A 19,623-nucleotide genomic window follows, 5' to 3' on the forward strand; every position below is an offset into this window, starting at 1 on the left:
TAGCGTACGCTATATATCATAATTTTGTAATGCACCTTTTGATTTGAGTAGATTTTTACATTCTACCCGTTATGTTAAAAAAAGTCCAATCACTTGACTCAAAAAGCCACTTACCCCATACTTGTAGACCGGGAAAATCAAAAGCTATGGTTTTGGTTTTCCCAAAAGATCGGAGAATAGAGAAGATGAAAAATTGGAAAAGTATGGTATTGGGATGTGTTTTCGCATCGTTATTTGTTGGCTCGCTTTCTGCGCAAACCTATACGGTTTTCATTCACGGAAAGTCTGACAGCAACCACAACGGAGTGGGAACTACTGACGTGAATAATTATTGGGGAAGCGCACCGAACTCTGTGTCCGGAAGCAAAATTTTCGTTGGATACGACGGAACTTCTGACCCAAGAAATTATGGATCGGCCAGAGCTCAGACCAATATCACTACGGGCTTGAATACATATTGTAAGGGTTCCAACTCCTGCAAGATCGTATGTCATAGCGCGGGTTGTTATGCGATTGAGTATTGGTTATCTAACTTAGGTGGAACCACTTCTAGCAAAGGTTATAATGTAACTAAAGTTACTGCTTTAGCTTCTGCATCTGGTGGATCCGAGCTTGCTTCTGCTCTGAATGGTATTACATTCGGATTTGCTGGTAACGCAATGGATAAATCCCTAATTGTTGGAACTGCTCGCGGAGCTTACAACCACAACAACACTGCAGGTATCACTGTATACCAAGTACCAGGTTATAAAGGTATGGCTGGTGCATCACTGATTCTTCCGGGCGAGGACGATTACGCAGTCGCTTTCCATTCTTCCTGTGCTTATAATAAGTCGGGCGGAGTTAGCGTTTGCCAATCTTCGTTGACTCAGAGCGAAGGTATTTGGCCGTTCAACTCGAACGTAACCTATACTCAGTTCCAAGGTCACACGAGAGCTCCTTCCGTAGGATCCTCAGGATTATACTTGAACCACAGTGAATTGAAAAACGAAGGCTGGAGATAATCCAATCCAAAATAGCGCGTCGAAAAACCGGCGCGCTATCGTTTATGAAAATTTTTACCGTTTTACTCCCCTTATTTATATTCCACTGCTCACAAATCCAATGGAGACCCGCAAGCCTTGCGGTCGAAAGAGGCTGGTCTGAAACCGGCAAAAACATAATCCAAACAGAAGTGATCTATGAAGAGAAGGATGCATGGAATCCTTTGAGCGGAACCACTCACAAAAAGAATTACAGAACTATATTCAGAATTTATGAAATATCAGGAGCCGGGAATGATTCCGGGGATCCTCCAATTTATTCTTACGAAATAGGATCTTGGACATTACCAGGATCGGTTTATTTTCATTCCGCAACCAATCGTTTATTTTGGATCCAAGGTACGAATGATGAATACGGCGGATCTATTCGTTTTCCTGCAGTTTGGTCTCCGAAAGGATTTCGTTCCTTTGAGCCTAAAAGTTTTCAAAAAGAAGACCAAACAATCTTTCAATTCGTACCTTCTCCGGATGGAGGGAAGGCAGCAATTATATTAGGAAAATTGAAATCAGATCTGGAAATAGAATCCCCTACACTGATCATAGCTGATGTAAACGGGCAATCCTCTTCTTATGATAGATCTTATTTTGAGTTCCAATTAACAAAATGGGAGGAAACACCCGAATTCAGGATACGTTGGTCGGAGAATTCGAATCTTCTATACATTCGAATACAAGACAAAGTTTTTAAAACGAATGAAAAGACTAAAAAATTAGAAGACGCAAAAGAATTTCCGGTTTGTTTTTATCCTGCTTCTAGTTTCGGACCAGTGGGGATCAGTCCGGGAGGAAAAGGTGGAGATTCGGATATCGCAAGAGATATGGAAGCTCCACCATTCAAACGTTATAAGGACAAACCCTTGGTCAAAAGTTTAAATCAGACCAAGGATTGTAGCCAATAAGATCGGTTATTTCCCCGAAGCTTTAGACTTTCTCATTTCTCTGATGTATTCTATTACCGCAGGCATTACTGAAATGATAATGATCGCGAGAATTACGATCTTAAAGTTCCTTTGAACGAATTCCAGGTTCCCGAACTTATAACCGCCAAATAAGAAAATAGCGATCCAAACCACTCCGCCGACTATATTATACAAAATGAATTTAGTATAAGTCATACTTCCGATCCCTGCTACGAAAGGAGCGAATGTCCTAACGATAGGGATAAATCTTGCGATGATAATAGTTTTTCCACCGTATTCTTCGTAGAATTGGTGAGCCTTTTCCAAATGTTTTTTATTTAGGAAAGGAACCTTCTCCTTTGCGAGAATTTTCTCTCCTGCCAAATGACCGATCGCATAATTGACTGTGTCACCTAAGATCGCAGCAATAATGAGAAGTACAAGCAAGGTAGAAAGATCCAAACTTCCTCTGGCTGCAAATGCACCTAAAGCAAAGAGCAGGCTATCTCCAGGAAGTATAGGAGTTACAACAAGACCGGTTTCACAAAAGATGATCAAGAATAGGATCAGATAGATCCAAGTGCCATAAGCAACGATCAATGCATCCAAATGGTTTTCAAGATGCAAAAAGAAGTCTAAAAGATATTTGATAGTTTCCAATTTAAGCTCCGAAAGTCAGATTCAAGGGTCCTTCGGGGAAGTCAAATGTTAGAGCGTACTTCCGGAAACAGTCCTGCTTGGTCTGGGCCTTGTTTATAAATTTTTGTGGGATAATTTAAACGGATTTTTTCGGAGGAAACTCCTCTTTTGTCGGGTCTAATCCGGGCATCAAATTCTACCGGATCACCTTGTTTCAGATTCTGTTTCCTAAAACGAAAAGAATAATAAAAGTCCTGAGCGTAGATAACCTTTCTGCCTGAAACCAGCAGTTTTATGTCTTTGATCAAGATCCTCGCTTTTTCCGGATTGGGATCTGTTGAAATAGATTCCACAATTCCTCTGAATCTGGTCCTGATTTTAGGCAAGTTCTGGAGATCTTCTTCCATGCCTTTCATCCGTTAGACCAATTCAAATCAAAAGTACAGTTTCGTACATTCGTTTTTCATTGTCGCCCATTCCGATTCTTATAGATCCGGAAACGTTCCTAATCCGAACATGGTCCAACTATACACAGGTCCTACGGAGATTTATATGACCAGGTTTCAATTATTAACAAAAAGTTTGAGTTTGTTTGCCCTTCTTTCTCTGAGCTTGCTCGCGGGAACGGGTTGTTATACGAATATTCGTCCGGGAGAGGCGGGACTCAGATATCACCCTTTGACAAGCGGGTTACAAAAGGACCTATTAACGAACGCAATATATTTCTATGCTCCATGGAACGATGTAGTCTTATACCAAACCCAGTGGACCTCCTATAAGGAGAAGGTAGATGTACTTACCAGGGATGATTTGACCATTAACGTTGTGGCAGCGGTCATTCTAAGGCCTGTCCCGGGAGAAATTTATAATCTTCAAATAGAAATAGGTCCGGATTATTACGAAAAAGTGGTGCGTCCTCAATTTAGGACATCAGTCCGTAATGCATTATCCGCTTATAGTATGATCAAAATTTCTAAGGAAACGCCTAAGGTCTCTCAGGATATTCGCCAAGCTTTGGGAGAAAAGTTAAGAGGAAAACATGTAGAAATAGATGATGTGATCATAGATGATATAGAATATAGCCGACCTATCCTGACTGCAATCGAAGGTAAACTTACCAAAGAGCAAGAACAGGAACAGATGAAATTCGAGATCAATATAGCGAAGAAGGATGCGGAAATCACGGTGATCCATGCAGAAGCTAAAGCAAAATCCACAGTGATTGAAGCGGAGGGAACTGCACAAGCAACCGTAATCGAAGCGCAAGCAAGAGCTAAAGCACAAAAGATGATCGCTGCCCAGTTGACAAAACAATATATTCAGCTCAAGGCTTTCGAAAATCCGAATACGAAACTTTTATTTGTGCCTACTGGAAAGGATTCCCTTCCTATGATCATAAATACTCCTTCGGATGGCCCTAAAGCTATCGATCTTCCTCCAGCAGGAGATAAATAAGGAAGAAGGTCCCTTCTTTCTAAAAATTACGCGCGCTGAATAAAATTTGGGAAACGGTTCTGCATGAACCTTTCCCAATTCAGCGAAGCCCAACAAGAGATCATACTAGATCGCTCCAGATTTTTACAAGTAATCGCCGCAGCAGGTTCCGGAAAGACCAGCACCTTAGTAGGAGTTGTTCAAAACGAACTTTCTCAAGGTACAAGCGGAGAAGAAATACTAGTCCTAAGTTTCACCCGAAAAGCAGCAGGAGAGATCAGAGAAAGAATTAAAAAGAAAACTAATATAGATTCGGTAAGAGTTCACACATTCCATGCATTTTGTCTGAGAGCATTGATCACCTGGCATCCTGATTTTAAGAATAGAAGACCTTCTATCCTAACTACTTCCGAAAAGAACCTATTTTTTAGAGAATGGTTTCGTAAAGAATCGGATATCATCGGCGGAATTCCCTATGAACTTCTGATTGGAGATTCCACATTACCTTCTAACTTTCCTCAAACTTGGAAAAGCCCTTTATTAGAAGATTACAAAAACTTCAAACGAAAAGAAGGAAAACTGGATCTGGACGATTTAGTTACTTTGTTCTTAGATTCTTTGGAAAATGGAGAAGCTTGGACGGAAATCCCGAAAAAAAGTCTAAAAAGGATCTTGGTGGACGAATTCCAAGATACGGATCCGGAACAGCTTAAATTCCTGAAATTTCTTTCGGAGCAGTCAAAAATTTTGGTAGTTGGAGATGATAGCCAAGGCATTTATTCATTTCGAAAATCTGATATAACGATCTTTTTGAATTTTCCTGAAATGTTCCAGCCTTGCACTCGAAAATTCCTGAACACGAATTATAGATCTCTACCAAAGATCGTGGATACTTCTTCCATACCTATCTCCAAAAATAAGAACAAAATTGAAAAAAAGGTAATCGCATATCGTAAAGGAAAAGCGATCGTTTCCAGGATTAAAATAGATAAGATCCCGGAACTATTCACTTATTTGGGAGAATTGTATAAGCGAAGTGGAGGCGAATTAAAAATATTATGCCGTTCCAATCACAGGATCAGAGAATATTTGCGTGCGGGAGTTCCGCCGGAGTTATTACTTACAATCCATTCTTCCAAAGGTTTAGAATTTCATACTGTAATTGTGGACTTGGCCGATGGCTGGAATCTCCGAAAAGATTCTCCGGAACAAATCAGGGAAGAGGAACATAGAGTTCTATATGTCGGACTTTCCAGAGCTAAGGATTGTCTCATTATCTTAGGTAAAAAGACAGGTTCAGGCCGAGAAACCTCTGAAGACTTATTTTTCTCTTATTTTAAGAAAGATGTACCAATCTTTAAATCTTGAATCGGAAAATTACTTTAAATCCTGATTTTTTTCTGCAACAAAGCGGAAACGATCCGCTCTCATCTAACAATCCGTAAATAAAATCTCCTATTAAAGGAAATATAGGATAAAAAGATGAAAAAGAATACAGAACTGAAAGAAACACTTGGAAGCGTAAGGGAGATTATTTCCGATAGCAGCTTCGATAATCCTACTTATCTGGGGATTGCTTATTTTATCCGGGATCTATTTTTTTTCTCGGTCACTATGTTCCTGCTTTGGAATGTTGAAACTTGGTATTATCTTCCATTTCTTTGGGTATTTGCAGGTTTAAGTATCGCTTCTCTTTTTATAATCGGGCATGATGCATGTCACGGAGCACTATTTAAAAGCGAAAGGCTCGCCTATTGGATAGGACAGATCGCAATGCTTCCTTCATTGCATGCTTATAACCAATGGGGTTACGGACATAATAGGGTCCATCACGGTCATACAATCAAGATAAAAGGTGATTTCGTATGGCATCCGGTAACTCCGGAACAATATAAAAATTTTGGAATATTCAGAAAGGCTTTCCATAGACTTTCCTGGTCCGCATTAGGAGGAGGGATCTATTATCTGGTAGAGATCTGGTTAAAAGGAATGGTTCTTTTTACAGCTCCGATGAAAGAAGCTCTCAGAGATAAATTACTTATGCTTATATTTGCATTCGGTTCTGCCGGTGCTGTTTTTTATTTCGGAGGAAATACTCCATCCGGATTTGATCTAGGATTAGGAGCATGGTTCTTTCTAAAAGTATGGCTTCTTCCTTTTATATCTTGGAACTATTTTATCGGAGTTACCGTATATGTGCATCATATTCGTCCGGAAGTTCCTTGGAAAGAAGCAGATGATTGGACCTCTTTTTACGGACAAATGAGAGGGACCGTAAATTATCATGTGCCTAAATTCCTAAACTTTTTCATGCATAATATTTTCATACATTCTCCTCATCATGTTCATATGAAAATTCCTTTCTATAAACTTGGCCAAGCTTTGGAAGAGATCAAAGTGTATTATGGAGCTTATGTGGTAGAAAGAAAATCCGTTTGGAAAGACTATATCGAATCCACATCCAAATGTAAACTTATGGATCCGGACACTAAAAGATGGATGACCTATTCAGAAGCATTCAACGATGAGGATGAGTCGGAGCCTGAGTTGGAAGCAGCCACCTAAAAATTTCCATTTAAAACGATTGGGAATTGATTTTTAAGGGAAGTCAGCAAGTCTGATTTCCAGAATGAAATTTTTCCTGATCGAATTAGAATATTTAGTACCACTCGAAAAATTAGACCAAGCGGTCCCTGCTCATAGAGAGTTTTTACAAACCCTATATGATGTTGGGACCTTTCTTCTTTCCGGACCGAAAGAACCTAGAAATGGCGGAATGATCATCGCAAAATCTGTTTCTCTAGAAAAGATCAGCGAGTTAATGAAAGAAGACCCGTTTGCAAAACTAGGTTACGCAAATTATAAATACACGGAATTCCATCCGGTAAAACACCAGACGTTCATAAAGGATTGGGTAGAAGGTTAAAGAAAAAAACCGCCTCCCGACTCCTTTCGGAGCACGGGAAGCGGGGAGCAAAGTGATTGGATGGGTGCTAGATTGTTATCAGAGCCGCGTTCGCAAGCTCGTATCCGCCTGTTTGGTCCGGATGAAAATCTTTTTTAAAGTATAGAAGTGCCGCGCTGAAAAGTTGAGGATATAAGATCCTTCCGATCTTGCGTGCAGACTTCATGTCTTGGAAATATTTACGAAATCCCACTTTCTTATCCGTGAGTAAGAACCAATGTTGCAGGCTTAAAGCGTATCCCCAGAACATGAAGGATGCTACGATGAATCCCATGATCCTTAGGAAATGACTTTTAGAAACTGTCTGAAGAACGTCATACGCAACGGATTTATGTTCTATCTCTTCGCAAGCATGCCAAAGAAGTAAACTTCTCATCTCACCGTATGCATCATCATGAAAATTATTGCGGATCGAAATTTCAGCCATACTAGCTGTATAATGTTCTAAACCTGCAGTCACTGCGAGTTTCAGTTTTTTACCGAAGAAAAATTCGAATATAGGTAAGAAGAAGTCGAAAGCAGTCCATTTATAAACCTTCTCCATAAGAGTGATAGGTCTTCCTTGGCCTTTTAAGATCTCTAGGATCTTTTCATGTTCTTTTCCGTGTTGTACTTCTTGCCCGATAAAAGATTTCACTCTGGAGGAAAGACCGGGATCTTTCACTTGGTCCGCAAAAGCTTTTACGCTTTTGATAAAAAATCTTTCTCCTTCAGGAAACAGGATATGATACGCATTCACAGTATGGGTCATGAACGAATTATTTGCGATATAATGATCCGGTAAATTTTCCAGACCTTCGAAATTCATCTTACGAACGGTAGGAGAATTCGCATCTATCGATTTTAAATTTCTATTCTTAGTTTGGGTACTCATTGTATTCTCCTCTTAAATTGTTGCTAATGCTGCGTTTGCCAGATCATAACCACCGGTCTGGTTCGGATGAAAACCGGGTTTGAAGTATAAGAGTGCCAATTTTCCGACTTCTATAACGATCAATCTAGCGTAAGAACGTGCAGAGATAAGGTCCGAAAAATATCTTTTGAATCCGATCTTAGGATCTGCAAAGATAAACATATGCTGTAAAGTGAATGCATATCCCCAGAACATAATGGAAGCTACTATAAACCCGAAGGCCCTTAAAATATAACTTTTGGAAACGGTTTGAAGAACATCATACGCAACAGACTTGTGCTCTATTTCTTCACATGCATGCCAGAGAAGTAGATTTCTCATCTCTCCTTCTGCTTGTTCGTGAAGTCCGAATCTTAAAGTAACTTCTCCCAAGGAGGCAGTATAATGTTCTAAACCTGCAGTCACTGCGAGTTTCAATTTTTTGCCGAAGATAAATTCTAAAACAGGCCAGAAGAATCCGTAAGCAGTCTTATTATAAAAATTCAGGATCTTAGAAACCGGGCGTCCTTGTTTTACCAACATATCTAGAGCTTTTTCATGCTCTTTTCCATGTTGAACTTCTTGCCCGATAAAACCTTTAATACTATTTTGTAATGCAGGATCCTTCACTTGATCTGCGAAAGCTTTTACGCTCTTAATAAAAAATCTTTCTCCTTCCGGAAAGATCACGTGGTATGCATTTACCGTATGGGTCAGGAAAGAATTCCCTGCCACGTAATAATCTGATAATTGATCCAACCCTTCGAAGTCCATCTTACGAACGCTTGGAGAATCGCCGTTGATCGGCTTAATATTCCGTTCTTTTTTTTCTGCCTTCACTGACATCTATCTCCCCTGTTTTTTTCGGGTTTCGTGAGGCTTACTATAAACCTTTCCAAAAGGATCTGCCCGCCGATCCCGGAAAACCCTCGCCGATTTCGAAATCGGCCAGAAAAACTAGGAAATTTCTTCCAGAAAGCACTTTTTATAACATTCGTTTTATAAAAAATCGGCGATCAAAACAGTAAAATTTAGAATCAGCGGACCTTCTTCTTTTTAAAAAATTGCGCAGAGGAGCTTTCTATCGCGGAAGATGAGGACTTCTTACTTGAGGCTTTGGAAACAACAAAGGCTTTACGCTGGGCTTTGAGCCTAAATACTGACGATTACCGGGGGATTAGCTCAGCTGGTTAGAGCGCTACCTTGACATGGTAGAGGTCACTGGTTCGATCCCAGTATCTCCCAGGGTTTACTTCACAACCCTTCCCAAAATGCTCCGCTACATTGCAATTTAAAGCTTTGTCCATTATCTTTCTTAATGGCATATCCCAGCTAGATAACAAAGTAGAAGAAGAGTGAGAGGATCCGGTCCTGCCGGTGGATTTGTAATAACTTCTCCTCCGTCATCCGTAGGTGCAGACGGTGGAGTTACCGGCGTAGCAGGAGGAGTTGGCACTGTCTTCCATCCCAAAGCTCCAATTTTATTGGATATCAAATTTCCCCAAACCGCCATTCCACTTGAATTCGGATGAATTAAATCTCCCATTAAATTATGGTTCACTACATACGGCTCAGGGGTCTCTATACTTTGAAATAAATGCCAGGGAGAAGCGTATTCCAGAGTCAACTGGTTGTTAATGAAGTATGGTTGTCGTCTTGCAATCATCTCAGCATAACGCTGTTCCTGAAATCCCATTGCAAGAGAAGCCATGGAAGTAGGAGCTTTAAAATTCGTTTGTAACCAGCAAAAATAAACGCCTGCTATTCCGGGAGGCCCGCCCGCACAAAGCGGATCTCCTGAAGGGAATGCTGTCGGAGATATGATATTAGGTAAATTAGCCAACAAATCCCCTACAGTGGAAAAGAAATTCTTAAATTTATCCTGATTCACAACCCCAGTCAGCGCCAAATTTGCTACATAATCAAAATTAAGACTTTCAAAAGCGAACTTCCCATCCTTCGGAACACCAAAGAAAAAAGAATAAGAAATCGTAGCATAATTTCCAATCAATAGTACATTTTTACGTTTTTTATAGAACCTTGTAATGATCCGTTCTATATTATTCATATTTCGACTAACGTAATTTTCGGTTTCCCAGGGCATGAAAATCAAAAAAGGCAAATTATGTAGATAATCATTTCCTCCAATTTCAAAGGCGACATTAGACGCTATAATATGTTCCGGAATTTGGAGGCAATAATCTAAATAATCAAATAGTCCTTGAGCAGTCATACCTGACTTCGCAAAATTCTGTACATTCCAACTAGTATCATTGATCCCAAGATAATAGTCTAAACTCGCCATCCCGTAGAATGTTCCAAGATAAAATGAAAAACCTGGATAACGACCATTCGTAAATGGGACCAAGTAAGCAGCAGGATCCGTCCCCTCTGGAACGAAATTCATTAGGTCTACCCTACTGTCCCCGTAAAACGTTACTCTAGTTTGAGAATATTGGAGCGGATTATTCAAATTATCATCCGGCGAGTTTACGGCGGGCGAGAATTTTCCTGTCGTTGAACAAGCAGAAAGCATTCCAATAGCCGTTCTATTTGGAATACCAAAGAAAGGCTGAGCGTATATTGAATCTAAGGAAAAAAGAAAGATAATTAAAATAAGTGAATATTTCATGGTACAGTCTTAAAGGTAACCGTATCACAAGGATTCGGAAAACTACTTCCATATTTATTCATAAACAAAATTACTTTATTATTTGCAAAGGACGGAATGGAACAGGACTGTGTGCCGTTCGAGACATGAGTGGAGTAAGAACCAGAATCGCAGGAAACAGTAGCATTCGATGCTTCTAACAAAGCATTATTCGGTGATGTGCAGCTAAAAATGACTAATCGAACAGCACAGCTTGGATAATCCGCAGAAAGAGTAAATTCATAGTTTAATGGATTCGAACCCGGATCATAGATATAATATGGAGAAAACTCGAGGGATCCGCCTGAAAAAGTAACAGGGGAATTTACAGATAAGGGAACCGTTTGATTCGGATCTACACAAACGGAAGGAGGCACATAATTTCCGATTGTATTGATAAAAGCGAGAATAAATGTCAAACCTTCGAGAGCAGAGGGTCCAGGATCACTTTCACAAGAAATACATATACTCAGACTGATTGCTAAAAATATATTTCGAATTTTTCTTTTCATCTTCCTCTCCGCGCTAATTCATCTATGCTCTCTTTTCTCAAACGGATCAGCCAATTTAAATTCTCTTGGATCAATTTTTTTTCAGAATCGGAAAGTCCGCCTAAACTATCTTTGATGAGGGAATATGCATAAACACCTATATAAGAATTTGTACGAACGATATCCAATTTATCATCTGAAATTGTTTTGATATCAGCAAGTGCATTCTGGTAAAAAATATTCATCTTTTGGGTCTTCTGCTCAATCACTACTTGTAATTCCATCTGAGTTAAAACTTTTTTCGGAATAGGATTTCCATTTGCCCAGGCTGTGGCTTCCGAATCAATTGCAGTCGCAGTTTGAGGAGTAAATTGGTTCAAAGCGGCATAATCAGCAACAGAATTCTGGATTGCTTCCGGAGTGATTAGGTTCTGAGATTCCAAGGCTTCTGACACATATATTGAAGCATCGACTTCTTGTGGAGACGGAGCATATTTAGACTTTGAATTCAGTTCTCCTACTAAGATTAAAGCCATACTTTGTTGGATCTGAATTTTTTTCTCCAACTCCCCAACCGAATTACACTGGAAACCGAACCAGAAAAGAAAGAAGAGCAAATAACGGAATCGGAGAAATTCGAACCTTCTCAAGAAGAGATTATCATAAAATAAAGATCTTACAAAAACTATTTTTAATAAAAAATTTGGCATATCAACCCATAGCGCACGTTACACACCTCTGGAGCGGAATGAGATCACCCGTTATTCACCATTGGCAATAATTCTATCGATTAACAGTGATTAAAAGACAGGTATGAAAAATTTTTTAAGGTGAAAATAGAAAAATATTAGATAGCCCGGAATATTCATTCAGGCAGTTACCCAAACCCAACCCCTAAAAAACAAAAAAGCCCCCGAAGTCGGAGGCTTTTTCCATTTTAACAGTTTAAGAAAGAATCAGTCTTTCAAGAAAAGAGGAAGATTCGCAGGCATTTTGAATCCTGTTACACTTGCCAGGTCCTTTTTGATCTGCTCTCTTACCATTTTATCGTGCTCGATGAGTAACGCTTCTCTCAGGGAATATTCTCCTGCTTTCAGATCTACTTCTCCCACTGCTATGGATGCTCTATAACGAACTAGAGGAGATTCATCTTTTAAGAAAGCACACATATCGTAGAACTTCTGGTTCGCGATACGATTGATATATACGATCGCATTTAGGATCGCAACCTTCGCAAAAGGATTTTTTTCCTTATCGATCGCAGAGTTCAATTGACCAAGGGTTTCCTTACGATTCAAATTTTTCAAGCCGTCCGCTGCGGAAGCTCTTACATAAAAATTCGGATGGTTCAGTGCGTTTACGATCGCTTCCTGATTTTCTTTAGTATAAGGAAGAAGTCCCACACTACGGATTATTTCTCCTGCAGCGATCACTATATTATAACCTTCAGGAGAGCTGAATGCAGGATAATCGCCTTCCTGAACTGTAGCGGAGATTTTTTTAAATTCTTCCAACATTCCAGGTCCGGCAACATCGGACTCCATTGCTCCCAATGCTTGGGCGATGGTGAATTTTAAGGTGGGGGAATTTTCTTCCGACTTAGGAACGTTCGGATTTCCCTTCAAGGCCTTAAGAAGAGGGCGAACCGCCAGTTTGCTGCTTACGAATTTTAGATAATCTGCAGCCTGGATCCTTTCTTCAAGGTTTCCACTCTGCAATTTTTCGACTTGGTCGTAAAACAATTGGTCCAACTTCTCATAGATCTGCTCTTTGGCGGAGATCTGAGTAGTTAGTGATAATATGATTCCGAGGACTAGGATTCTTACGGTCGACATGGGTTCCCCCTATGTTGTTTATCGGATTTAGAAAGTTCGATCTTAACTTTAGGAGACCACAAATCCCTCAAAGGGACTCGGTTTCCTTGACTCTTTCCGCAATCTTGCGAATTTTCTCAGATAGATCCTCGACAGCCAATTCCTTTTCGCCACCTTCTTCCAATTCTCGACCCACTTTTTTAAGGTCTTCCTGGATCTGTTCGCTGTTTTCGCTGGCTCTTTGTGCCAAATGGGTGAGCAGGTCCTCACGGTAACTTTTTACTTCTTCTAGTCGAAGTTCTCCCAAAGCCACCATACTCTGTAGGATCTTGTCCATTTTTTCCTTGGTTAGATAGGCGAGACCTATACCTCCCAGGACCAAACGGCCGAATAATGCGCTGATATCTTTGCCCGTTTCTCGGATCAGGGCAGAAAGCATATAATTAGAGAATTCTTCGTTTCTTTGACCCAAACTTACTTTAAGAAAGGTCTGGCCTAGGATCTTAGGAGTGATGTCCTGGCCGCTCATATTATCGATCACTTTGATCTCTTCGCCTGCGATGATCATCTCGGCGACATCTTCTAGAGTAATCGTTTTGCTGGTTTCGGGATCGTACAACCTTCTGTTTGCGTATCTTTTCAGAACTTTCATTCTTGGTTTTGCTCGTAATCAACGCTTTCAGGACAAGCCTGCAAACTTGTTTTTCTTTCCGATTCCCCTTTCTAGTTGCGGGTTTTCCGCAATGCACCAATTCTAGGATCGGATGAAAATCCCCAAGGTCAAGGAAAAAACCCTTCCTTTGCAAAGAGATGAACTTACTATCCGATGCCTTACTTCTGCACCGACTCAGCTCGGATGAACAAGAGTTCCTAGTCGCTTTGTTAAAGTGGAAAGGAATAGATCATCTTGAATGGGTAAGAAGTTCCGGATTCCCCTCTTCTACCAAAGAAGTTTTAGTTTGGAAGAAGGATGCAAGTCCGGAAGATATCCGCTCCGCTCATGATTGGTCCAGAGAAGTTTCTCTGATCGGAAGATTTGATACGGAAGAAAAGAATTCTTTTGTGAGAGCCGGAGCGACTCGTATCTATGATCTGAATTCTTTTGCGTTGGAAGAATTTCCATTCTTCAAATTTTCCAAACCATTACATCCTGAGATGGTGGTACTCACCCAAAGCCCCGATCTTTTTTCCAAGTATAGATCTCTTCTTAGAGCCTGCGGGTCAAACGCACATTGGTGCAAGGATATATTAGGGCTTCCTAATATGTTAAAAGAAACCAAACCTGGAGTTCTGGTCCTGGACTCTGAATCTTTTTCCATCAGAGAACTTGTTCCTAAGATGAAAGGCCTTTTAGGAACTCCTTATTTCCCCCTCAGCTTTTGTCTGATAGATTTTAATAAAGAAAATGTGTACCAAAATTTGGCGACCGGTTTGAAGGATATCGCAAAGGCGTTTTTTGAACCTAAGGACCTTCTACTTTTTTTAAGAGATAGACTGGCACTTGCCTCTCCTCCTAAAGATTCATTTTTCCAAGCAATTGATTGGTCCGGAAGTCCCCGAAATATCAGAGAATATGAGTTTCCAAATGTTCCTGACGGAATGTTAGAAAGAGCGGAAGCTGCCTATTTGTACAGGATCCGCCGTTTATTTTTATGGATGGGAGAAGGAGCAAATAGAGGAACTGAGATCTCTGCTTAGGCCCCAGCTTCCGATTGTAATTTATCAAAAACCTGCAAGAACAGATCTACTGGTTGTGCACCTGAAACCGCATACTTCTCATTAAAAATATAAAAAGGTACTCCGGTTACTCCCAACATTTTACCTTCATTTTCTTCTGTTTCTATTTGGATGAGAAGAGATGGATCTTTGCGAACTTCTTCCAGTTCCGATATTGGAACTCCAACTTGAGTTAGGCTTTCTTGGATAATTGAATCATCGGAAAGATTTTTGCCTTCTGAAAAAAACTTTTGGAAGAATACTTCCGCAAGTTCACCTTCTTTTCCGTAATTTCTGGCCTTACGAATGAGAGCATGAAGAAGAAAAGTATTCGGTTGATGGCCCTGAAGAATATTATCAAACTCTAATCCATCTTCTTTCGCGATATCGGAAACTCTTTGGGTCATCATTTTAACCCGATCCAAAGAACCGAATTTTTTGACCATATGAGCTTCTCTATCTTCTCCTTGTTCGGGAAGATCTGGATTTAATTGGAATGGTTTCCACTCGACGACGATCTTGTCTCCTGGGTGACTTCCTTCCCAAGACTCGATCGCTTTCTCTAATCTTTTTTTACCTATATAACACCAAGGACAAACTACGTCCGAATAAATTGAGATACTAGTTTCCAATGCCTTCTCCTGTAATTCTTAGACTTACAAGGTCTGCGAAAATCGCATTCTTTTTTTAGCGGCGAAAAAGATGAATTAATCTTCGTCTAGAAGTTCTGCCGCTTCTATTTCTTCCAGACCTCTATTAGGAAATGCCTGCTCATAGAATAATGCAGCAAATAGATCGAAGTCCTCGTCGGCCGGTAGATTTTTTTTCTCCCAGTATTCGTTCCTTCTTTTGATCAGGATGGAAATTGTCTCATCTTCTAAGGAGAATTCTTTTCCACCTCTGTTCATTCTACGAATAAGCCAATTTAGATTATGGATAAAAAAGTTCCCAGTGAACTCTAAAGTAGATAGAGAAGGTTCCCTTTTCATTAGATTTTCAGTATGATAAAGGGGAACTCTTAAATAATAAGGATCTTTGGTCTGTTGGTATTGTTTGAATCCATTGGAAATGGACTCGAAGAACGGCCAAGAGTTTGTATAAGAAGTTCGGATCAGTTTTTCTTTTTCAGGATGGAGCCTAGAGATTTCTACAAGATCCACGAATTGGTCTTTAGCCACCGCTTCTCTTAAAATAGAATCCATTGGAGAAGGTCTCGCTTCCGAGTTCACGAGATACACGTAAAGATATTTGATCTCGTAGGCAAATCTGGATTCTCTCGGGATATAATATTCTATCCAGATAGGTTCTTTATAATAATTTACTAATTCTTCTTCAGGTAAGTCGGGAGTAACGCTAAGCGATTTTAACTTTTTAACGTCGTCTGTGATTACTTTTTGGCCGTGAACCCGAGTCCTGGAACGTTTGATCTGTTTCAGTTCCGATTTGTTTAGAAGTGGTTTCGGTTTGTACGAGTCCATCGGAATGATTATCGGAAATTGAGGGTAATAAATTCAAAAATGAGAAGAAAGAGTGATCGTATTTAGGACGATCAGGACCAGAAAATTCTTGCCCAGATCAGCCTTAGGAACATGCCCAAAGGGCTCATAATTCCGGATTCGGCGAATCTAACCTTTCCTTCTCCATCCAAAATATAAAAACTAGGATAACCTCTGATTCCCCAATCTCTGAGTAACATCGGATTTCCTACAATCACAGGAAAATCAACAGCTTGTTTTTCGAGATAGTCCTTGAGAGCGGAGGAATTTTCTCCTTCTTCTACACTGATGAATGCATAATGATTTTCGTCTTTCAGTGTGGATGCATACCATTTGACCAGAGGAAGATTCGTATTACAAACTCCACACCAGGTCGCCCAAAAATATACTACCGTGGTCTTACCTTTTATATTCGCCTTTTCGCCTATAGGAGTTCTGAATTCTTTTCCATCCAAACTCACTACAGGTTCCGTATCTAAGGCTCTAAACCAGGCTAGAAAAAAAGTCGCGGAAAGTAGAAGGGCCAATGCTCCTCCGTACTGAAATCCTGACTTTACTCTTTTGTTCATTCCTTAGTTAGACCTAGACTATAACTGAAAAGGAAGACTTTGTCCGGAACCTGAATACATTATCCAAACTACAAGTAAAAGCCAAAGAAATCCCGCCACAAGGACACCCCAGTCGGTCAGAATCGCCTTAGTAGGATTATGGCCCATGTTCTTGATATAGATAATATACAAAGATCTAAAGATCGCATAGACTACGATCGGGATCGTATAAACCATTTTATCTGTGCCTAAGTTCTCGATGGTATGAGTGCTAGTTACATACATAACATAGGTAACCAAGGTCATGGTGGCAACAATCCCCATCATCAAGTCCAAGAAGTTGACGGAGTATTCTTCCAAGATCTTTCTGTGACCCTTGGCTCCTTCTTCCAAGATGATAAGCTCTCCTCTTCTTTTTCCGAAACCCCAATAAAGAGCCAACATGAATGTGCAGAGAAGAAGCCAAGAAGAGAAACTTACTCCAACCACGATGGAACCTGCGATCGCTCTCACTACGAATCCAAAAGAAATACTCATCACATCTAGGATGACCATATGTTTTAAGAAGCGGCTATAAACTATATTGAAGATCAGATAACCCGCAACCCAGTAGAAAAAATCAGCCTGTAGTTTGAAGGAAAACAACAGGGTTACGGAAAGTAAAATTGCTGTCAGCAGGAGTGCTATAGTAGGAGAGATCGCTCCGGAAGCTAAAGGCCTGTGCTTTTTTTCAGGATGAAGTGCGTCTTCCTTTCGATCCAGAAAATCATTTAGAACATATTGGCAACTTGCAGTGAGTGAAAATAGAAAAAACGCGTAAATCGCTCTTTCGACCGATTCCAGATCTCCTAATTTTTTACCGAATATGATCCCAGCAAATAGGATGATATTTTTAATCCATTGGTGGGGTCTTAAAAGTTTTATATAGGAAAATAACATTCTCTCTCCCGGTCAGTCCGCTTTAGGGGCCAGATTGATCTGAAATCGAAGGCTTGCAAGGGAATTTTGGCTCTAAAATGGGAAGAGATTTCTCAGGATTTGGAGGGATAGTCCCGCAAGTGACGGAAAGAAAAAACTAGTCTGAAAGGACTAAAATAGGAAACTTCGCTTTTTAATTTTAAGCTTTACGTTTACTCATTGTTAGCTTATCAAATTTCCATTATGAACAGGAAAGTCACATACAAGATAGTAGAAAGTAAAGAACCGTTAACACAAGATGCTTTCGATCCATTAGGAGCTATAGGTTTCGAACTCATTACTGTAGTACATGATCTAAAAATGGATCGTTATATCTATTATTTCAAATTGGCGGAAGCTCACCAATTGTCTTAAAGAAAGAAGTTATCCTACTTGGATCTTGACTCCGTCGTCTTGGGCTCCCAAAGTCCCTAATCCGGAGTGACCGGTAAATGCGATCAGAAGTGTGAATACCCCTACTCTTCCCACATACATGATACAAGGATATAAAAACTTTTCTACTCCAGTGATATAAGGAGTTAATCCTTTCGTTAATCCCACAGTACCGAATGCGGACATGACTTCGAAAAATATTTCTTCTATTCCATGTCTATGTCCGTTTGCGATCGTGATCACTAACATAAAAAATACGATAGATATCGTTGCTAAAAAATAGATCCGAGTAGAGATCGCGATCGAATTTTTAGAAACTTCTTCTCCCATGATGGTTACTCTTGCTTGAGGGCTGATCACATTTCGTAGATACATCAATAAGATCACAAAGGTTGTGATCTTGATACCGCCCGCGGCACCTTGAGGACCACCTCCCACAAACATCAATGAACAAAGAAGAACATAGGTCGGGCTTCTCATTTCGGAAAGATCGAATGTATTAAATCCGGCAGTTCTAGAAGATACGGAAAGGAAGAAGGAGTTGAATAATTTATCTACGAAATCCAGCTTCCCTATGGTTTCGGGATTATCCCATTCCGACAATAATACCCCTATTCCTCCCACATGGACCAATATTATTGTTCCATAAAGTAGAAGTTTCATCTGGATCCTATTAGCTTCTCCCTTTAACGCCTTCCTATAAAGAGCAAGTCTTTCCTCTGCCCAGAAAGACATACGGATCAGAATGAGGTAGATCCAAGAAGGTTCTTTACCTTCTTCTAATGCTCTAGACATTAAATAAGTTTCCATGACAACTTCTACCCTATGCATTATATTCCTAAATGCTTCGAGTAATGTTTTTTCAAAGAATAAGATAACCGGGAAACCGATACCTCCCATCACCACTAAACTTTCCACCACTAAAAGAGAAAGTGGCTCTTTGGATAAGAATGAAAGATCGTCTACTATGGAAAACCCCGCGTTATTGAATGCGGAAACGGAAGTGAATAAACTTAAAAAGACTCGATTCGGATCTCCGGGCAAGCCGCTCAGATCTTCCGGCATTGCCCAATACAATAAGAATGCACCCAATAATTCTATCGAAACGGATATATTCAAAATAGATAATAATATCCTTCGGACGTACGGGGCATTCTTACTCTTTCCGTCTGCAGATTCATGGGAGTCGATTGCCTCGAATACGAATGCTGCGATCCGGGTGCTTCTGGAAAGCCCTCGAACCACCAAGATCCCTACAAGAACCGTGAATGTGATGATCCCCAATCCACCTATTTGAAATAAGAACATGATGATTACTTGGGTGGAGAACGCTAACTCACTGATTGTAACAGTGGTCAATCCTGTTACACAGATGGAGGAAGCAGCAAGATAAAAGGAGTCCGCGTAGGAGATCCTACCTTCTTCGGAAGCATACACCATAAAAGACCCGACTAAGATCGCTCCCGCGAACGCTAGGCAAAGTATCCTTGCTACTGATAATAGCAAAAATGCCCTGGCGATTCGGTTTACGTTTCGTTTTAGGAACTTGTATGGGCTCATGTAGAAGGGAAAAACTGCCCTTCCAGAAACTATTTTGACCCCGGCAAACCCGGGCAATGAATTTCCTAGTCCGGGGAGCAAACCTGCGATCTGTTCTTGGAAAGGATCTTTACAAACGCGGCCCTT

Annotated in this window: 22 protein-coding genes and 1 tRNA gene; 9 read left to right on the forward strand and 14 right to left on the reverse strand. The window is 40.3% G+C overall.

Going from position 1 to position 19,623, the window contains the following annotated elements:
* Window positions 1-185 precede the first annotated feature (185 nt).
* Together EHO58_RS06195 and EHO58_RS06200 are read left to right on the forward strand one after the other, a co-directional pair.
* Entirely contained in the window at window positions 186-1,004 is an 819-nt protein-coding gene (locus tag EHO58_RS06195) for a hypothetical protein (RefSeq protein ID WP_135679342.1), read from the forward strand.
* 44 nt (window positions 1,005-1,048) lie between these two features.
* Entirely contained in the window at window positions 1,049-1,942 is an 894-nt protein-coding gene (locus EHO58_RS06200; protein ID WP_135679344.1) for a hypothetical protein, read from the forward strand.
* Between the two features lie 6 nt (window positions 1,943-1,948).
* On the opposite strand, the gene EHO58_RS06205 is transcribed toward EHO58_RS06200, so the two are convergent.
* Entirely contained in the window at window positions 1,949-2,602 is a 654-nt protein-coding gene (locus tag EHO58_RS06205) for a DedA family protein (protein ID WP_135679347.1), read from the reverse strand.
* A gap of 41 nt (window positions 2,603-2,643) precedes the next feature.
* A complete protein-coding gene (locus EHO58_RS06210) occupies window positions 2,644-2,988 on the reverse strand; it encodes a hypothetical protein (RefSeq protein WP_135679349.1) in 345 nt (114 codons plus the stop codon).
* A 145-nt stretch (window positions 2,989-3,133) separates the two neighbouring features.
* Here EHO58_RS06210 and EHO58_RS06215 point away from each other — a divergent pair, with 145 nt between their 5' ends.
* The 4 genes from EHO58_RS06215 to EHO58_RS06230 all read left to right on the forward strand — a co-directional run bounded on the left by EHO58_RS06215 (window position 3,134) and on the right by EHO58_RS06230 (window position 6,941).
* The gene (locus tag EHO58_RS06215; protein WP_135628340.1) at window positions 3,134-4,036 is read left to right on the forward strand and encodes a prohibitin family protein; all 903 of its coding nucleotides are present in this window, start codon (window positions 3,134-3,136) and stop codon (window positions 4,034-4,036) included.
* A gap of 63 nt (window positions 4,037-4,099) precedes the next feature.
* The gene (locus EHO58_RS06220) at window positions 4,100-5,383 is read left to right on the forward strand and encodes a UvrD-helicase domain-containing protein (protein ID WP_135679351.1); all 1,284 of its coding nucleotides are present in this window, start codon (window positions 4,100-4,102) and stop codon (window positions 5,381-5,383) included.
* A 114-nt stretch (window positions 5,384-5,497) separates the two neighbouring features.
* On the forward strand, window positions 5,498-6,580 hold the full coding sequence (locus EHO58_RS06225; RefSeq protein WP_135679353.1) for a fatty acid desaturase: 1,083 nt from the start codon (window positions 5,498-5,500) through the stop codon (window positions 6,578-6,580).
* Window positions 6,581-6,644: 64 nt separating this feature from the next.
* Window positions 6,645-6,941: a YciI family protein gene (locus EHO58_RS06230; RefSeq protein WP_135628337.1), complete on the forward strand. Its 297-nt coding sequence runs from the start codon at window positions 6,645-6,647 to the stop codon at window positions 6,939-6,941.
* Window positions 6,942-7,008: 67 nt separating this feature from the next.
* On the opposite strand, the gene EHO58_RS06235 is transcribed toward EHO58_RS06230, so the two are convergent.
* Complete coding sequence (locus tag EHO58_RS06235; protein ID WP_135679355.1) at window positions 7,009-7,854, reverse strand: metal-dependent hydrolase; 846 nt, start codon at window positions 7,852-7,854, stop codon at window positions 7,009-7,011.
* A 12-nt stretch (window positions 7,855-7,866) separates the two neighbouring features.
* A complete protein-coding gene (locus EHO58_RS06240) occupies window positions 7,867-8,718 on the reverse strand; it encodes a metal-dependent hydrolase (protein WP_135628335.1) in 852 nt (283 codons plus the stop codon).
* Between the two features lie 325 nt (window positions 8,719-9,043).
* Between EHO58_RS06240 and EHO58_RS06245 the strand changes: the two genes are divergently transcribed.
* Window positions 9,044-9,117: transfer RNA gene (locus EHO58_RS06245), tRNA-Val, on the forward strand.
* Between the two features lie 70 nt (window positions 9,118-9,187).
* Here EHO58_RS06245 and EHO58_RS19715 read toward each other — a convergent pair.
* From EHO58_RS19715 to EHO58_RS06270, 5 genes are all read right to left on the reverse strand, one after another.
* Window positions 9,188-10,345, reverse strand: a complete 1,158-nt coding sequence (locus EHO58_RS19715) for an LIC10707 family hydrolase (RefSeq protein WP_244241086.1) — start codon at window positions 10,343-10,345, stop codon at window positions 9,188-9,190.
* A 155-nt stretch (window positions 10,346-10,500) separates the two neighbouring features.
* Entirely contained in the window at window positions 10,501-11,034 is a 534-nt protein-coding gene (locus EHO58_RS06255) for a hypothetical protein (protein WP_135679357.1), read from the reverse strand.
* A complete protein-coding gene (locus tag EHO58_RS06260; protein WP_135679359.1) occupies window positions 11,031-11,579 on the reverse strand; it encodes a hypothetical protein in 549 nt (182 codons plus the stop codon). The genes EHO58_RS06255 and EHO58_RS06260 overlap by 4 nt, the downstream gene beginning before the upstream one ends.
* A gap of 390 nt (window positions 11,580-11,969) precedes the next feature.
* Window positions 11,970-12,848: a HEAT repeat domain-containing protein gene (locus EHO58_RS06265; RefSeq protein ID WP_135628331.1), complete on the reverse strand. Its 879-nt coding sequence runs from the start codon at window positions 12,846-12,848 to the stop codon at window positions 11,970-11,972.
* 67 nt (window positions 12,849-12,915) lie between these two features.
* On the reverse strand, window positions 12,916-13,479 hold the full coding sequence (locus tag EHO58_RS06270) for a polyhydroxyalkanoate synthesis regulator DNA-binding domain-containing protein (protein WP_100705710.1): 564 nt from the start codon (window positions 13,477-13,479) through the stop codon (window positions 12,916-12,918).
* A 158-nt stretch (window positions 13,480-13,637) separates the two neighbouring features.
* On the opposite strand from EHO58_RS06270, the gene EHO58_RS06275 reads away from it, so the two are divergent.
* On the forward strand, window positions 13,638-14,525 hold the full coding sequence (locus tag EHO58_RS06275; RefSeq protein WP_135679361.1) for a hypothetical protein: 888 nt from the start codon (window positions 13,638-13,640) through the stop codon (window positions 14,523-14,525).
* Here the strand turns inward: EHO58_RS06275 and EHO58_RS06280 are convergent.
* From EHO58_RS06280 to EHO58_RS06295, 4 genes are all read right to left on the reverse strand, one after another.
* The gene (locus EHO58_RS06280) at window positions 14,522-15,175 is read right to left on the reverse strand and encodes a DsbA family oxidoreductase (protein ID WP_135679363.1); all 654 of its coding nucleotides are present in this window, start codon (window positions 15,173-15,175) and stop codon (window positions 14,522-14,524) included. The genes EHO58_RS06275 and EHO58_RS06280 overlap by 4 nt on opposite strands.
* A 75-nt stretch (window positions 15,176-15,250) precedes the next feature.
* Window positions 15,251-16,021 (reverse strand): hypothetical protein, encoded by a 771-nt coding sequence (locus EHO58_RS06285; RefSeq protein ID WP_135628328.1) that lies wholly within the window; start codon window positions 16,019-16,021, stop codon window positions 15,251-15,253.
* A gap of 71 nt (window positions 16,022-16,092) precedes the next feature.
* Window positions 16,093-16,608 (reverse strand): redoxin family protein, encoded by a 516-nt coding sequence (locus EHO58_RS06290; protein WP_135628327.1) that lies wholly within the window; start codon window positions 16,606-16,608, stop codon window positions 16,093-16,095.
* An 18-nt stretch (window positions 16,609-16,626) separates the two neighbouring features.
* Window positions 16,627-17,526 (reverse strand): decaprenyl-phosphate phosphoribosyltransferase, encoded by a 900-nt coding sequence (locus EHO58_RS06295; protein ID WP_135679365.1) that lies wholly within the window; start codon window positions 17,524-17,526, stop codon window positions 16,627-16,629.
* A gap of 222 nt (window positions 17,527-17,748) precedes the next feature.
* Between EHO58_RS06295 and EHO58_RS19530 the strand changes: the two genes are divergently transcribed.
* Window positions 17,749-17,919: a hypothetical protein gene (locus tag EHO58_RS19530; RefSeq protein ID WP_167483196.1), complete on the forward strand. Its 171-nt coding sequence runs from the start codon at window positions 17,749-17,751 to the stop codon at window positions 17,917-17,919.
* A 9-nt stretch (window positions 17,920-17,928) separates the two neighbouring features.
* On the opposite strand, the gene EHO58_RS06300 is transcribed toward EHO58_RS19530, so the two are convergent.
* Complete coding sequence (locus tag EHO58_RS06300; protein WP_135679367.1) at window positions 17,929-19,497, reverse strand: TrkH family potassium uptake protein; 1,569 nt, start codon at window positions 19,495-19,497, stop codon at window positions 17,929-17,931.
* Window positions 19,498-19,623 lie beyond the last annotated feature (126 nt).

The organism is Leptospira selangorensis (assembly GCF_004769405.1).
GTDB lineage: Bacteria > Spirochaetota > Leptospiria > Leptospirales > Leptospiraceae > Leptospira_B > Leptospira_B selangorensis.

Bases quoted from the DNA above. Each gene is read 5' to 3' on its own strand.
- EHO58_RS06195 (WP_135679342.1), top strand. From the start codon at position 186: ATGAAAAATTGGAAAAGTATGGTATTGGGATGTGTTTTCGCATCGTTA.
- EHO58_RS06200 (WP_135679344.1), top strand. From the start codon at position 1,049: ATGAAAATTTTTACCGTTTTACTCCCCTTATTTATATTCCACTGCTCA.
- EHO58_RS06210 (WP_135679349.1), bottom strand. From the start codon at position 2,988: ATGGAAGAAGATCTCCAGAACTTGCCTAAAATCAGGACCAGATTCAGA.
- EHO58_RS06215 (WP_135628340.1), top strand. From the start codon at position 3,134: ATGACCAGGTTTCAATTATTAACAAAAAGTTTGAGTTTGTTTGCCCTT.
- EHO58_RS06220 (WP_135679351.1), top strand. From the start codon at position 4,100: ATGAACCTTTCCCAATTCAGCGAAGCCCAACAAGAGATCATACTAGAT.
- EHO58_RS06225 (WP_135679353.1), top strand. From the start codon at position 5,498: ATGAAAAAGAATACAGAACTGAAAGAAACACTTGGAAGCGTAAGGGAG.
- EHO58_RS06230 (WP_135628337.1), top strand. From the start codon at position 6,645: ATGAAATTTTTCCTGATCGAATTAGAATATTTAGTACCACTCGAAAAA.
- EHO58_RS06235 (WP_135679355.1), bottom strand. From the start codon at position 7,854: ATGAGTACCCAAACTAAGAATAGAAATTTAAAATCGATAGATGCGAAT.
- EHO58_RS06240 (WP_135628335.1), bottom strand. From the start codon at position 8,718: ATGTCAGTGAAGGCAGAAAAAAAAGAACGGAATATTAAGCCGATCAAC.
- EHO58_RS06255 (WP_135679357.1), bottom strand. From the start codon at position 11,034: ATGAAAAGAAAAATTCGAAATATATTTTTAGCAATCAGTCTGAGTATA.
- EHO58_RS06265 (WP_135628331.1), bottom strand. From the start codon at position 12,848: ATGTCGACCGTAAGAATCCTAGTCCTCGGAATCATATTATCACTAACT.
- EHO58_RS06270 (WP_100705710.1), bottom strand. From the start codon at position 13,479: ATGAAAGTTCTGAAAAGATACGCAAACAGAAGGTTGTACGATCCCGAA.
- EHO58_RS06275 (WP_135679361.1), top strand. From the start codon at position 13,638: ATGAACTTACTATCCGATGCCTTACTTCTGCACCGACTCAGCTCGGAT.
- EHO58_RS06285 (WP_135628328.1), bottom strand. From the start codon at position 16,021: ATGGACTCGTACAAACCGAAACCACTTCTAAACAAATCGGAACTGAAA.
- EHO58_RS06290 (WP_135628327.1), bottom strand. From the start codon at position 16,608: ATGAACAAAAGAGTAAAGTCAGGATTTCAGTACGGAGGAGCATTGGCC.
- EHO58_RS06295 (WP_135679365.1), bottom strand. From the start codon at position 17,526: ATGTTATTTTCCTATATAAAACTTTTAAGACCCCACCAATGGATTAAA.
- EHO58_RS19530 (WP_167483196.1), top strand. From the start codon at position 17,749: ATGAACAGGAAAGTCACATACAAGATAGTAGAAAGTAAAGAACCGTTA.
- EHO58_RS06300 (WP_135679367.1), bottom strand. From the start codon at position 19,497: ATGAGCCCATACAAGTTCCTAAAACGAAACGTAAACCGAATCGCCAGG.